This window comes from Streptomyces ossamyceticus, from assembly GCF_001418475.1.
Classification (GTDB): Bacteria; Actinomycetota; Actinomycetes; order Streptomycetales; family Streptomycetaceae; genus Streptomyces; species Streptomyces ossamyceticus.
In genome coordinates this window covers 1-12583 of the sequence record NZ_LIQX01000006.1, presented here as the reverse complement: position 1 = coordinate 12583, position 12583 = coordinate 1, and the positions used below count along the sequence as shown (strand labels likewise).

The 12583-nt window shown below is 70.7% G+C and carries 11 protein-coding genes; 4 read left to right on the top strand and 7 right to left on the bottom strand.

The annotated features are described in order from the left end of the window. The first annotated feature begins 85 nt into the window (after window positions 1-85). A complete protein-coding gene (locus tag AOK15_RS00750) occupies window positions 86-1399 on the top strand; it encodes a ricin-type beta-trefoil lectin domain protein (protein ID WP_055511570.1) in 1314 nt (437 codons plus the stop codon). Between the two features lie 151 nt (window positions 1400-1550). On the opposite strand, the gene AOK15_RS00745 is transcribed toward AOK15_RS00750, so the two are convergent. From AOK15_RS00745 to AOK15_RS00725, 5 genes are all read right to left on the bottom strand, one after another. Beyond that, window positions 1551-3323, bottom strand: a complete 1773-nt coding sequence (locus AOK15_RS00745) for an IclR family transcriptional regulator domain-containing protein (protein WP_055511568.1) — start codon at window positions 3321-3323, stop codon at window positions 1551-1553. Window positions 3324-3442: 119 nt separating this feature from the next. Then, window positions 3443-4276 carry an ABC transporter ATP-binding protein gene (locus AOK15_RS00740; RefSeq protein ID WP_055511566.1) on the bottom strand — a complete coding sequence of 278 codons (834 nt, stop codon included), beginning with the start codon at window positions 4274-4276 and terminating at the stop codon, window positions 3443-3445. 14 nt (window positions 4277-4290) lie between these two features. Next, on the bottom strand, window positions 4291-5088 hold the full coding sequence (locus tag AOK15_RS00735; RefSeq protein WP_055511564.1) for an ABC transporter permease: 798 nt from the start codon (window positions 5086-5088) through the stop codon (window positions 4291-4293). A gap of 5 nt (window positions 5089-5093) precedes the next feature. Beyond that, window positions 5094-5966, bottom strand: a complete 873-nt coding sequence (locus tag AOK15_RS00730; protein WP_079058232.1) for an ABC transporter permease — start codon at window positions 5964-5966, stop codon at window positions 5094-5096. A 19-nt stretch (window positions 5967-5985) separates the two neighbouring features. Then, on the bottom strand, window positions 5986-6960 hold the full coding sequence (locus AOK15_RS00725) for an ABC transporter substrate-binding protein (protein ID WP_055511562.1): 975 nt from the start codon (window positions 6958-6960) through the stop codon (window positions 5986-5988). 378 nt (window positions 6961-7338) lie between these two features. On the opposite strand from AOK15_RS00725, the gene AOK15_RS00720 reads away from it, so the two are divergent. Further along, entirely contained in the window at window positions 7339-8280 is a 942-nt protein-coding gene (locus tag AOK15_RS00720; RefSeq protein ID WP_240508249.1) for an alpha/beta hydrolase, read from the top strand. A gap of 11 nt (window positions 8281-8291) precedes the next feature. Here AOK15_RS00720 and AOK15_RS00715 read toward each other — a convergent pair whose 3' ends face one another. Together AOK15_RS00715 and AOK15_RS00710 are read right to left on the bottom strand one after the other, a co-directional pair. Continuing rightward, the gene (locus tag AOK15_RS00715) at window positions 8292-9584 is read right to left on the bottom strand and encodes a sensor histidine kinase (protein ID WP_055511560.1); all 1293 of its coding nucleotides are present in this window, start codon (window positions 9582-9584) and stop codon (window positions 8292-8294) included. Then, window positions 9581-10252, bottom strand: coding sequence for a response regulator transcription factor (locus tag AOK15_RS00710; RefSeq protein WP_055511557.1), 672 nt, complete (start codon window positions 10250-10252; stop codon window positions 9581-9583). Before AOK15_RS00710 ends, AOK15_RS00715 begins: the two co-directional genes overlap by 4 nt. 86 nt (window positions 10253-10338) lie before the next feature. Here AOK15_RS00710 and AOK15_RS00705 point away from each other — a divergent pair, with 86 nt between their 5' ends. Together AOK15_RS00705 and AOK15_RS00700 are read left to right on the top strand one after the other, a co-directional pair. Continuing rightward, window positions 10339-11256: a hypothetical protein gene (locus tag AOK15_RS00705; RefSeq protein WP_055511555.1), complete on the top strand. Its 918-nt coding sequence runs from the start codon at window positions 10339-10341 to the stop codon at window positions 11254-11256. A gap of 162 nt (window positions 11257-11418) precedes the next feature. Further along, window positions 11419-12552, top strand: a complete 1134-nt coding sequence (locus AOK15_RS00700) for a hypothetical protein (protein WP_148087284.1) — start codon at window positions 11419-11421, stop codon at window positions 12550-12552. Window positions 12553-12583: the final 31 nt, after the last annotated feature.

The window sequence follows — 12583 nt, the reverse complement described above, 5'->3', positions numbered from 1 at the left end:
TCCAACGGCACCCCCGTTCCACCGGCACTCCCCTTCCATCCATCGAGCACGGAAGAAGGAGAACATGAGACGCCAACCGCTCCTGATGTCCCTCGCCGCCGCGCTGATCCTCGTCCTGACAACTGCGGGAACCTCCGCGGGCAGCACCCCCGGCGCGCCCCCTTCGGCCACGAAAGCCGCGGCGGCCGGCAGCGCCGGTTGCGGCAAGCCCCCGGCGCTGAGCAGCGGCACCCGCACGATCCAGAGCGGCGGCCAGACCCGCAGTTACATCCTGCGGCTCCCGGCCGGCTACGACAGCAACCGCCCCTACCGGCTGGTCTTCGGCTTCCACTGGCGGGGTGGTACGGCCAACGACGTCGACTCGGGCGGAACGGACGGATACAACTGGTCCTACTACGGTCTGCGGCGCCTGGCGGACACGGCGAACAACGGCACGATCTTCGTCGCCCCCCAGGGCAACGGCAACGGCTGGGCCAACCCCGGGGGCCAGGACCTGGCCTTCGTCGACGCCATGGTCAACCAGCTCCAGGCGGGCCTGTGCGTCGACACCGCCCAGTTGTACGCCGCGGGCTTCAGCTACGGCGGTGGCATGTCGTACGCCATCGCCTGCTCGCGGGCCACGGTCTTCCGCGCGGTCGCGGTCTACTCCGGCGCGAACCTGAGCGGATGCAACGGTGGCACCCAGCCCATCGCCTACATGGGTCTGCACGGACTCAGGGACAACGTGCTGCCCATCTCCCTCGGACGGGAACTGCGCGACACCTTCGTCCGGAACAACGGCTGCACCCGGCAGAACCCGCCCGAGCCGGCGTCCGGAAGCCTCCGGCACATCATCACCACGTACTCCGGTTGCAGGGCCGGATACCCCGTCGTCTGGGCGGCGTTCGACGGCGGCCACGACCCCGGTCCGCTGGAGGGGTCCACCGGTAGTGGCTGGCGCACCTGGACGTCGGGCGCGGTGTGGCAGTTCTTCACCCAGTTCGGCTCGGACACGCCACCGCCGCAGCCCTCCGACAGTCAGAAGATCGTCGGCCAGCAGTCCGGCCGCTGCCTCGACATCAACAACTCCACCACGACCAACGGCACGCAGGCCCAGCTGTGGGACTGCAACGGCGGCTCCAACCAGCGCTGGACCCACACCGCGAGCAAGCAACTGGTCGTCTACGGCAACAAGTGCCTGGGGGTCGGCCAGTCCGCGGGCAACGGCACCCCCGTGGCGATCTGGGACTGCAACGGCCAGGCGGACCAGCAGTGGACCGTCGGCGCCGACGGCACGATCACCGCGGCGCAGTCCGGCCTCTGCCTCGACGCCGCGGGTCAGGGCACCGCCAACGGGACGAAGATCCAGCTGTGGAGCTGCTCGGGCGGCGCGAACCAGCGCTGGCGCCAGGAGAACTGACCACCACGCCAGGAGACCGGCGCCTCCCTCCGGCAACGGGGTGAGGCGCCGGGACGGCTCCCTGGTGGACGGCGTGGCTGCCTCGCAGGGCAAAGGGCCCGTGGGGTGCGGGAGCGGGGGAGAGGGGGAGTTCGAAGCCCAAGGGGGCCCTTCAGGAGATGGGAACGTGTACGAAGCGGCTCGTCACGTGCAGATCGGCCTCCAGGGAGTCGGCTGTGGCGCGCAGCTCCGGCACGATGTCCATGACGCACTCGGCGGCCGGGCCACGCCCGCTGTGCATGTGGACGTTGACCGCCGCGACGACCACCCCCTCTCGGTCACGCACCGGCACGGCGACGGAGCGGAGACCTTCTTCCAGTTCGTCGTCGACCAGCGCGTACCCGTCGTCCCGGACCTGTTCGAGTATCGCCTCCAGGTCGGTGGGCCGGGTGACGGTGCGGGGGGTCAGCGCCTCCAGCCGTACATGGGCGAGCCACACGGCACGCCTCTCGGCCGGCAGACTCGCCACCAGGACCCGGCCGGCGGATGTCGCGTAGGCGGGGACGCGGGAGCCCGCCGCGATGTCGACGTCCATGATGCGGCCCGCCGTCAGCGAGAGCGCGCACTGGACATGGTCGTCGGTGAGCACGGCCAGGGACGTGGAGTTCTTCACCCGGTCGGTGAGAGCGGTGAGGTGGGGGCGGGCGATGTGGGTGAGCGTGGCCTTGGACAGTGGCGGGAACCCCAGGGACAGGACCCGTGGCGCGAGCCGGAACGCCCGCCCCTCGACGGTGACATGGCCGAGGTGCTGGAGGGTGATCAAGGCCCGGCGCGCCGTGGCCCGGGGCAATCCGGTGCGCTCGGCGACCTCGGAGAGCGTCAGTTCGGCGCGGCCCTCGCCGAACGCGGTGATCGCGGCCAGGCCGCGGGCCAGTGACGTGATGAACTCCCCGCCCAGTTCCTGTTTGGAGGCGCTCGTCCAGGCGGCGAGGCCGGTCGGCCCCCTCAGCCCCTCCAGCGCATCGGGCCCGCTCGCCTCATTCACTCCCATCGCTCCAATAGGTCCACTCGGCCGGTTGGGCCCGCTCGGCGTTTCGGGCGGTGGTGCGATGGCCAGTTCTCGCTCCATGGCGGCGACCGCGGTGCGGAGTCGGGGCAGGAGGGAGTCACGCAACGAGTCCGCGCTGTGTCTGCTGGTGTGGCTCACGGCACTCGCCACGCAGGCGATCCGGCCGTCCGGCGTGCGCACGGCGACGGACAGGGCCACGAGGCCCGGTTCGATCAACTGGTCGTCCAGGGCCCAGCCCCGCAGCCGTGCCTCCTCCACCCGTCGTGGGAAGTCCGCGGTGGCGGCATCGTGGGAGCGCCGGGGGATGGCGGGGAAGCCGAGGTCCTCGGGGTCGGCCAGCTGTCGCTCCCGCCAGCGAGCCCAGTTCTGGGCGCTCCACTCCGTTGCCAGCAGCGGGCCCGGAGCCGTGCGTTCCGCGGGCAGCAGGTCGCCGATGCGGAAGCTCAGGGACAGGGCGCGCCGACGGATCGCCTGGTGGATGAACCGGATGCCGTCACCGTCCGCCACCGCGAGGGAGACCGACTCGTCCAGCGCGTCGGCGAGCGCGTCGGCGTGCCCGCTCAGCAGGTCGGGGAGGCGCAGGGCGGCCAGATACGCGTTGCCCAGCTCCATCAGACGGGGAGCCAGGGCGGCGTTGCTGCCGTCGAGGCGGACGTATCCCATGCGGGCGAGGGTCGCGGCGACCCGGTCGACGGTGGAGCGGGCCAGCCCGGTGGCCCGTCCCAGGTCACTGAGGGTCGCCGCCCCTCCGGCATCGGTGAGTCCGCGCAGCACGGCGATCCCGCGCATGAGGGGGGTGACGGCTTCCTCAGGCGGCACGGGGGGCACGGGCGACAGCGCGGGGTCGGCGGGCGGCGCTCCGTGTGTCGATGTCATGGACCCTCCGCGGCTGTCCCTGGGGTGGGGTTCCTGATGCCTTGTCAACGCGGGGGACCGGCGGCGAAGCCGGTGACGCGCGATGCGGCCGACGCACGGGTTCCGGGGCGGCGGACGCGTCAGGACTTCGTGGTCTGCGGGGCGAGGTCGTCGCTGCGGTCGGCGGGTGGTGCCTCCATGTCGCCGTTGTGGTGTTTGGCGCGCTGGATCTGCTCGTAGACGTGGGACCGCAGTTCCGCGAAGCGCGTGCTGGAGCGGGTGTGCAACTGGTCGCGCTCGTCGGGGAGGTCGATGGTCAGGTCCTCCTGCACGACGGTCGGTGACGTGGACAGGATGATGGTGCGCTGGCCGAGGTAGACGGCCTCGTCGATGTCGTGGGTGACGAACAGGACGGTGACGCCCAGCTCACGCCACAATCGCCGGATGAGGTCCTCCAGTTCGGCGCGGGTCTGCGCGTCGACGGCGGCGAACGGCTCGTCCATGAGCAGGACCTTCGGTCCGAAGGCGACGGCGCGGGCGATGGCGACGCGCTGCTGCATTCCCCCGGAGAGCTGCCAGGGGTGGGCGCGGTGGGCGTCGCCCAGCCCGACCACCTCCAGGGCGTGGTCGACGAGTTCCCTCTCGCGGGCCTTGCCGAGCTTCTTGCGGCGCAGGGGCAGGGCGACGTTGTCGCGGACGTTCATCCAGGCGAACAGGGAGCGGCCGTACTCCTGGAAGACCACCGCCATGCCGGGCGGGGGCCCGGTGACCGGGCTGCCGTCGAGGCGCACCTCGCCGCCGGTCGGGGACAGCAGTCCCGCCATGCACTTCAGCAGGGTGGTCTTGCCGCAGCCCGACGGGCCCACCAGGCAGACGAGTTCACCGGCGTCGATGTGGAAGGTCAGGTTCCGCAGGGCCTCGACGTTGCGGTGCCGTCCGGTGTAGATCTTCTGAAGGTCGCGTACGTCGAGCATCGCTCGTCTCCTTGTCAGGGGTTGCGCTGCGCGCGGCGCAGGCCGTGGTACCAGGCCAGGACCCGGTTCTCGGCGAACCGGAAGAGCAGCGACAGGACGAAGCCGAGCAGTCCGAGCAGCAGCACGCCGCTCCACATCTCGGGGATGGCGAAGGAGCGCTGGAACTGCACGATGGTGAAGCCGAGCCCGTTGCTGGCGGCGAACATCTCGCTGATGACCATGAGGATGATCGCGATGGACAGCGCCTGCCGCATGCCGGTGACGATCTGCGGGCTGGCCGACCGCAGCGTCAGGTGCCACAGCCGGGACGGTCCGGTGATGCCGTAGGACCGGCAGGTGTCGCTCAGCACCTCGTCGACGGCGCGGACCCCTTCGACGGTGTTGAGCAGGATCGGCCAGATGCAGCCGCTGACGATGACGATGACCTTCATGGTGTCGCCGATGCCCGCGAACAGCATGATGACGGGCACGAGCACCGGTGGCGGTATGGCCCGGAAGAGTTCCAGCACGGGCTCCAGGACGTCGCGTACGACGCGGCTCGTGCCGACCACCAGGCCGATCCCCACTCCGGCGACGACGGCGAGGAGATAGCCCGCGGCCAGCCGCGCGAGGCTCGGTACGACGTCGGACAGGAGCCGCTCGCCCGTCCAGACCTCCCCGAACCTGCCGAGGACGGTGGAGAGCGGGGGGACGTAGAAGTCGGTGCTCCCGGCGGTGGCGAACCACCACACGGCGAAGAGGACCGCGGGCAGACCCAGGGCCAGCAGCGCACGCCGGACGAGGGTGAGGACGGTTGACGTCGTCCGGGTCATGGGGCTCATCCCTCCCTGCGGATGGACTGGTGCCAGTGCAGCGCGCGCCGCTCCACCGCCCGCGCCATCAGGTTGATAGTGACGCCCAGCACCCCGGTGACGAGGACCAGGGCGTAGACCCGTGGCACGGCTCCGGAGGTCTGCGCCACGGCGATCTGGTTGCCCAACCCCGGTGCCCCGATGACGAGTTCGGCGGTGATGGTGAGGACGAGGGCCACGGTGGCGGCCAGCCGCACGCCCGTCATCACATACGGCAGCGCGGTGGGCCACATCACGTACCGCACCCGTCCCCAGGTGCCCAACCGGTAGCTGCGGGCGGTGTCGTCGGCCACCGGGTCGACGTCCTGCATGCCGGCCAGCACCTGGACGAGGACCTGCCAGAACGCGGCGTACACCACGAGCAGCAGTTTCGACCTCAGATCGGTGCCGTAGAGCAGGACCGCCACCGGGATCAGGGCCACGGACGGGATCGGTCGCAGGAACTCGATCGTGGAGGCGGTGACCGCCCGCAGCAGGGGCACGGAACCGATCACGATGCCGGCCACCACCCCCGCCGCGACGGCGATGGCCAGGCCGAGGCCCCATCCGGTCAGAGTGTCACCCAGCGCGGTCCAGAACGCGTCCTCGGCGAGCAACCGCCACAGTGCCTCGGCCGTCTTCGACGCGGGAGGGAGGTAGTCGGCGGAGACCAGAGGGGTGCGTGGCAGCACTTCGAGCAGCGCCACCAGCCCCGTCAGGCCGGCCAGTCCCCGCAGCGGGGTGACGAGTCCGGCCGGTGTGCGCCGGGATCGGCCGCCACCCGGCCCGCCGGGACCCCTGTCGGTCCCGGCGCCGGCGAGCGTCTTCGTCAGCACAGGAGTGCTCCCGGATTCGGTCATGAGGAGGTCGTGGGCCCGGTCATGAGAACAGGGCGTCCAGGTCCGGCTTCTTACCGCCGAAGATGCCGTCCTCCTCGCCGAGCGAGGCCAGCTTCTCCAGGGAGGCCATGTCGTACTCCGCGGGCCAGGTCGGCAGCGTCAGGTCCTTCAGCACCGCACCGTCGATCTTGGTGTAGGTGGTGAGCGTCCGACGTGCCTCGTCGGGGTGCTCGGAGGCGTACGTCAGCGACTCGGTCATGGCCTCGGTGAACCTCTTCACCAGGTCGGGGTTCTCCTTGAGGAGCTTGACGGAGGTGAAGTACGTCGCGATGGTGAGCTTCGGGTCGGTCTCGGCGAACGGCGAGGCGACGACGCGGGCGCCCTGGCCCTTGGCGATGGTCAGCGCGGGCTCACCCATCCACGCGGCGTCGACCTGCCCGGCGTCCAGGGCGGCCGGCATCTGGTCGAACGGCATCTCCACGAACTTGACCTTCGAGGGGTCGCCACCGTCCTGGCGCACCACTTCACGGACCGTGGTGTCGCCGATGTTCTGCAGGGTGTTGACCGCCACCTTCTTGCCGGCGAGCTCCTTCGCGGACTTGACGGGGCTGTCCTTCTTGACGGCGACACCGCTGATGTCGTCGCCCGTGTCGCCGGTGGAGGCGGCCCCGTTGACCACCGACTTGATCGGCACTCCCTTGGTCTGGGCGATCATCAGGGAGGTGACGTTGCTGAAGCCGAACTGGAACTGACCACTGACCACACCGGGGACGATCGCGGCGCCGCCCTGGGCGAGTTCCATCTTCAGCTTGATGCCGCGCTTGCCGAAGAAGTCCTTCTTCTGCCCCAGGTACAGCGGGGCCACATCGACGATCGGGATGATGCCGACGGTGACCTGCGTGGTCTTCCCGTCCGAGGACGGCGAACCGCCGCTCGACGACGAGGAGGATCCACATCCGGCCGCCGCCGCGACCGTCACCACGGCTAGGGCACAACCGAGAACACGCTTTCGCATACGGCTCCTCCTGGTATGTGCGCGCTACGCACAATGTTTCGTGGGCCGAACAAGCAAGCGGGACGCTAGGGCCCGGCCCCGGCGGGGTCAAGACGTGGCGCGCCGCGAGTTCCCCGCCTGTCCTGAAGTCGCGTACGGCTGGGGTCGCTTATGGCTGAAGTCGATTCGGTCGGGGCTCGGCCGTGCCGCATCCGGGCCGTGCGGGGTTGACAGCGCCCCGACATGCCCCCGAGGCTCATGTCCGCAGGATCAGTGAATGCGGCTTCATCAGGCGAACAGCGTGCGGGGTCCACGGCGAACACGGTCGGAGGCGGTCGTCGCGGTCCTGCTCCTCACCGCGGCCCCCGCCGCCCCCGCGAGCACCCCGGAGCGAGAAACGTGCACGTCACCAAGGACCTCGCCTACGCGCCCGCCGACCCGCCCGGCACCCAGGGCCACCTGCTGGACCTGTACCTCCCGCGCAGCGCGCGGCCCGCGCCACTGGTGATCTTCTCCAGCGGCTCCGGTTGGCTGGCGGACAGCGGCCGCCAAGGCGCCGACCAGGTCGCCGCGCAGCTCAACCCGCGCGGGTTCGCCGTCGCCGGAGTGGCCGTCCGCTCCAGTGGACAGGCCTTGTTCCCCGCCCAGTTGCACGACATCAAGGCGGCGATCCGCTGGCTGCGCGCGCACGCGAGGACCTACCACCTGGACCCCGGGCGCATCGCCGTCATGGGTGACTCCTCGGGCGGCTGGGTCACGGCGATGGCGGCGGTCACGGGGGACATCCCCCACCTGGAGGGCGACGTCGGCACACATGGCCCCTCCAGTGCCGTCCAGGCGGCCGTGCCGTTCTACCCGCCGACCGACTTCCTCCAGATGGACGCCCACATGGTGGACTCCGGCAAGCCGTTCAACGCGGTGTTCGGCCTCACCGGCTGCCACTCCGACCCGCGTTCGCCCGAGTCGCTCCTGCTCGGCTGCCCGATCAAGGACTGCCCCGACCAGGTCGCCGCGGCGAACCCCCTCACCCACATCGGCGCCCGCCGCACCCCACCGTTCCTGATCGTCCACGGTGAGCGGGACCTCTTCGTGCCGTACCACCAGAGCCGCCTGCTGTACGAGAAGCTGGCGGCCGCGGGGGACGAAGCCCGCCTGATCTCCCTCCCGCGCGCCGGGCACGGCCCGTTCGCCGCCATGCTCACCGACCAGGAGACCCGCCGGGACGCCTACGAGGAGACCGCCCAGCAGGGGCGCACCACACAGCCGCGCCCCACGACGCTCTCCTGGCAGACCGTGGTCTCCTTCCTGGAACAGCGACTGCGCGCGCCGAGTGCGAAGTGAACCGGGCGCTCTCAGGAAGCCGCACGGCCCCGCACCGCGCCGGCTCTGCCGCTCCGCTCGGCGGGCGGGGCCATGCGGAAGGACAGGTGCGCGCCCCGCGGGGTGTCCCGAACGGTCAGGGTGCCTCCGTGGAGGGTGGCGATGTCGCGGGCGATGGCGAGGCCGAGTCCCGATCCGCCGGCGTCGCGCGCCCGGGCTTCGTCCAGCCGGTGGAAACGCCGGAACACCAGCTCACGGGAGTTCGCCGGGATGCCCGGGCCGTCGTCGAGGACGTCCAGCCCGTCCGCGGTGACCCGGATGGTGACCTGGGAGACGGCGTGGCGGACGGCGTTCGCCACCAGGTTGGCGACCATCCGTTCCAGGTGGGCGCGAGAGCCCTGGACGACGACGTCGGCCTCCAGGTCCAGCGTGATCCTCACCGGGGCCGGACGTGCGGCGGCCCCGGCCGCCACCTGGGCCAGGTCGACCTCGGTGTGTATCAGGGGTTCACCGCCGTCGAGTCGGGCGAGCAGCAGCAGGTCACCGGTCAGGGCCTGGATGCGGGCCACGTCGGTCAGCGCTTCGGTGACCAGGTCGGGGGCCAGGGGCAGCCCGAGTTCGAGTCGGGCGCTGAGGGTGGCGACGGGGTTGCGCAGTTCGTGGGCGGCGTCCGCGACGAACTGCTTGTGCCGCTCGACCGCGGACTCCAGCTGGCCCAGGGTGGCGTTCATGGTCCGGGCCAGACGGGCGACCTCGTCGCGGGTCACCGGTTCGGGCACCCGCCGGTGCAGGTTCTTGGCGGTGATGTCGGCGAAGGTCGCCCGGATCGATTCCACGGGGGCCAGCACGCGGCCCATCAGCTCCCAGGTCATGACGGCCATCAGCAGCACCAGCGCCGGAACACCGACCAGGAGAAGTCGCTCCAGCACGCTCAGCGCGTCCAGTACGGGCGCCAGCGAGACCCGGGCCCGGACGGTCACCGGGCCGTCCAGCGTGCTCACGACCGTGCTGGCGGTGGCGTAACCGTCGGCCAGGGTCACCGTCGGCTCGTCCGGGTCGGCGCCGGTACCGTTCCCGCTCTGCTCCGGCGTGGGCTCGGGCGACGGCTCCGCGCCGTCATCGGGGGGAGGAGCGGTGAGGACGGGCTCCTCCTTCCGCAGTGCGGTGGCCCGGGCGATGACCTTGCGGGTGGCCTCGTCCGCGACACCGCCCTCCAGGCTGTCGCGCACCGCGAGGATCAGCACCAGGGAGGCCGCGGTGAGCACCGTGGCGACGATGACGGTGGCGGCCAGCGTCACCCGCATCCGCACCGACAACCGGCTCATGGGCGTTCCAGCAGGTAGCCGAAGCCCCGCACCGTCGTCAGCGTGCGCACCCCGAACGGCGCGTCTATCTTGCGCCGCAGGGCACTGACGTAGACCTCGACGATGTTGGGGTCGCCGTCGAAGGCGAAGTCCCAGGCGTGGCTGAGGAGTTCCGCCTTGGCCACCGCCTGGCCCGCCCGGCGGGCCAGCAGATGCAGCACCGCGAACTCCTTGGGTGTCAGCGCGATGTGGACGTCGCCGCGCCGGGCGCAGGCCGCGGCCGGGTCCACCTGGAGATCGCCCACCTGAAGGACGGCGGGCCGTTCCTGCGTCCCCCGGCGGACCAGGGCCCGCAGCCGCGCCAGCAGCACCGCGAAGGAGAACGGTTTGGCCAGGTAGTCGTCCGCCCCGCTGTCCAGCGCCCGGACCTCGTCGAGTTCGCCGTCCATGGCGGTCAGCATCAGGATCGGTGCCCAGTTCCCGGCGTCGCGCAGCTTCCGGCAGACGGCGAATCCGTTGAGGCCCGGCAGCATCACGTCCAGCACGATCGCGTCGTACCGGTGCTCTCCGGCCATCCAGACGGCCTCGTTCCCGTCACCGACCGCGTCCACCGCGAAACCCTTGTCCACCAGCCCGGACTTGATGACATCTGCGAGGCGTCGCTCGTCCTCGACCAGAAGCAGGCGCATCCGGACAGTCTCACTCAACCAAGCTGAGGAAATCCTGAATACGCCCCTCAGAGACGCCTCAGACTCCGAAGGGCAGTGTTGCCGTCATGAACACGACTTCACGCTCCCGTCTCCGTCGTCCGGCGACGGCCGTCGCGATCGCAGCGCTGCTGCTCACCGGATGTCAGGCCGGCGAGGCGGCCACGCACCTGGACGCCACCGGTGCCGCGCCCGGTCGGCTCTCCGACGTCTGCGCGGCCTCGACGACACGGAACGGCGTCCTGCACTGCACGAAACTGTTCCGCGGCGGCAAGCCGATCCGACTGCCGGGCGACCCGTCCCGCACACAACGCTACGGGGCACTCAAGCGCGGCACTCCGACCTTCCACACCCGCGCCGGCGATCTGCCTCTGTCCGCCTCCGTCGTCAAGCGGTTGAAGGCGGCTTTCGAGAACGGGCGCGCCGACGACGCGAGCGCGGTCCACCTCGCGACGATCGTGAAGGGCACCGTCACCAAGCTCGAACCGGTCGTGATCGTCGAGAAGAAGGCCGTCCTGCGAGCAGTCTTCGCGGGCCGGGCCATGGAGGGAACCATCGGTGCCCGCACCTCCCGGGGCGACTACGCGACCAGCAAGACTCTTCCCGTCCGATTCGAGTTCGCCGGCTCGACCGCCGATGGCCGGCTGACCGGAAGGATCGTCAACGCGTCCAAGGCGGTCCGCGGCGCCAAGGGAACCTGCCTCCCCGCGCTCGACCGCACCAAGTCGAACCCGCTCGTGGGAGGGTTCACCGCCAAGGTCTCCCTCGACCGCGTCCCGTCGATGCACGCGGCGTTCAACGACGAGCTGGTCCTCGGGTGGTCCGACGACATGAGCAACATGGGGGCCGCCTACTATCCGAGCATCGCGACCCTGCTCGGTGGGGACCCGCTGGGCCGAACCTGGGCGACGACGCTGCACGGAACACCGTCGGCCGGTCCGCCCGTCGGCCTCCGTCTGGTCAAGGGGGGCGGCGGGGCCTGCTGACCGCCGCGCGGACGTCGGCCACCGCATCCCGCCATATTGCGACTGCTGTACGATCGCGGCGAAATTGTCCGCCCCAGGAATGGTGGAACCTTGCGAGTGGCCGCCGCACCGGACGTGCTGCGCCGAACGGAGCGTTGGTTCGTCCGCGAAGGCACGCCCACCATGATCGAAGGGTACGGCTTCGCCAGGAACGTCCTTCCCCGGATGCTGCCGACCCTCTGCTTCGTGACTCTCGCCAGTCTCGTCTGGCTCGTGCCGCTCAAGGGCGTGGGCTCGGGGCGGTGGGTCCTGCTCGGCACCGTGGCCGTCGTGACCCTGGCCAGCTGGGCGACGATCAGGCTGTTCGTCAGGCGACTGCCCCGCGTCTCGCCCAAGGCCATGGTGGTGGCCCTCAGCGCCTATGCGGCGATGCCGATCGCGGTCCCCCTGCTGCAGGTCGCCGTCGACGACACCGTCACACCGCCCGGCGGCAAGGGCGCCGGTTTCCTGGGGTTCGTCGTCTTCTTCGCCGCCGTCTTCGTCACCACGGCCACCGCGACGGCGTACGGCGTCGGCGCACTGATGCGCCGTGCGATCCGGCACGCTGCCCACGACCTGCGCAACAGCGTGCACCTGATGGGGCGAGCCCTGCCGCCCATGTTGTTCGTGACGCTGTTCATCTTCTTCACCGGCGAACTGTGGCAGGCCATGAACAGGCTCTCCTGGCTGAGACTCGCCCTGATCGTCGTGCTGTTCGTGGGAGTCACGGTGCTCGCCGCCGCCGCCCGCCTGCGCGACGAGATCGGGCGGGTCGAGCAGGACCTCAGCCCGCCCCTGCTGTCGAGGGCGTGTCAGGGCACCCCCCTCGCCTCCGTGGACATCGTCGGGCTGACACCCCGTGCGGCACTCGACCCCGTGTCCCTCGACAAGCGCCAGGTCCGCAACCTGCTGTTGTTGTTCGCTCTCCGTCAGCTGGTGCAGGCCGCTGTGTTCGGTCTCGGGCTGTTCCTCTTCTTCCTCGTCCTCGGCCTGATCGTGGTCACGCCGGAAACGGCGGAACAGTGGATCGGATCGCCGCCCGCCTACTCGGTCCTCCTGCCCGACGCCCCGCTCGCGCTCCTGCGCAACGCCACACTCATCGCCGCGTTCGGCAGCATGTACTTCGCCATCACCTCGATGACCGACGCCGACCACCGACGGGAGTTCTTCGCCCCGATCATCGACGAGGTCGAACGGATCCTCGCGGTGCACGCCGTCTACCTGGCTCTCGGCTCTCACCAGAACGTCGATGAGACCGGAGCCGCCGCCGACCGGTGACGCTGCCGCTGGTCAGTTGTGTGGTGTGGCG

What these genes read in the sequence shown, in the direction of transcription:
- AOK15_RS00750 (WP_055511570.1), top strand. Translation starts at nt 86, where the DNA reads ATGTCCCTCGCCGCCGCGCTGATCCTCGTCCTGACAACTGCGGGAACC.
- AOK15_RS00745 (WP_055511568.1), bottom strand. Translation starts at nt 3,323, where the DNA reads ATGACATCGACACACGGAGCGCCGCCCGCCGACCCCGCGCTGTCGCCC.
- AOK15_RS00740 (WP_055511566.1), bottom strand. Translation starts at nt 4,276, where the DNA reads ATGCTCGACGTACGCGACCTTCAGAAGATCTACACCGGACGGCACCGC.
- AOK15_RS00735 (WP_055511564.1), bottom strand. Translation starts at nt 5,088, where the DNA reads ATGACCCGGACGACGTCAACCGTCCTCACCCTCGTCCGGCGTGCGCTG.
- AOK15_RS00730 (WP_079058232.1), bottom strand. Translation starts at nt 5,966, where the DNA reads ATGACCGAATCCGGGAGCACTCCTGTGCTGACGAAGACGCTCGCCGGC.
- AOK15_RS00725 (WP_055511562.1), bottom strand. Translation starts at nt 6,960, where the DNA reads ATGCGAAAGCGTGTTCTCGGTTGTGCCCTAGCCGTGGTGACGGTCGCG.
- AOK15_RS00715 (WP_055511560.1), bottom strand. Translation starts at nt 9,584, where the DNA reads ATGAGCCGGTTGTCGGTGCGGATGCGGGTGACGCTGGCCGCCACCGTC.
- AOK15_RS00710 (WP_055511557.1), bottom strand. Translation starts at nt 10,252, where the DNA reads ATGCGCCTGCTTCTGGTCGAGGACGAGCGACGCCTCGCAGATGTCATC.
- AOK15_RS00705 (WP_055511555.1), top strand. Translation starts at nt 10,339, where the DNA reads ATGAACACGACTTCACGCTCCCGTCTCCGTCGTCCGGCGACGGCCGTC.
- AOK15_RS00700 (WP_148087284.1), top strand. Translation starts at nt 11,419, where the DNA reads ATGATCGAAGGGTACGGCTTCGCCAGGAACGTCCTTCCCCGGATGCTG.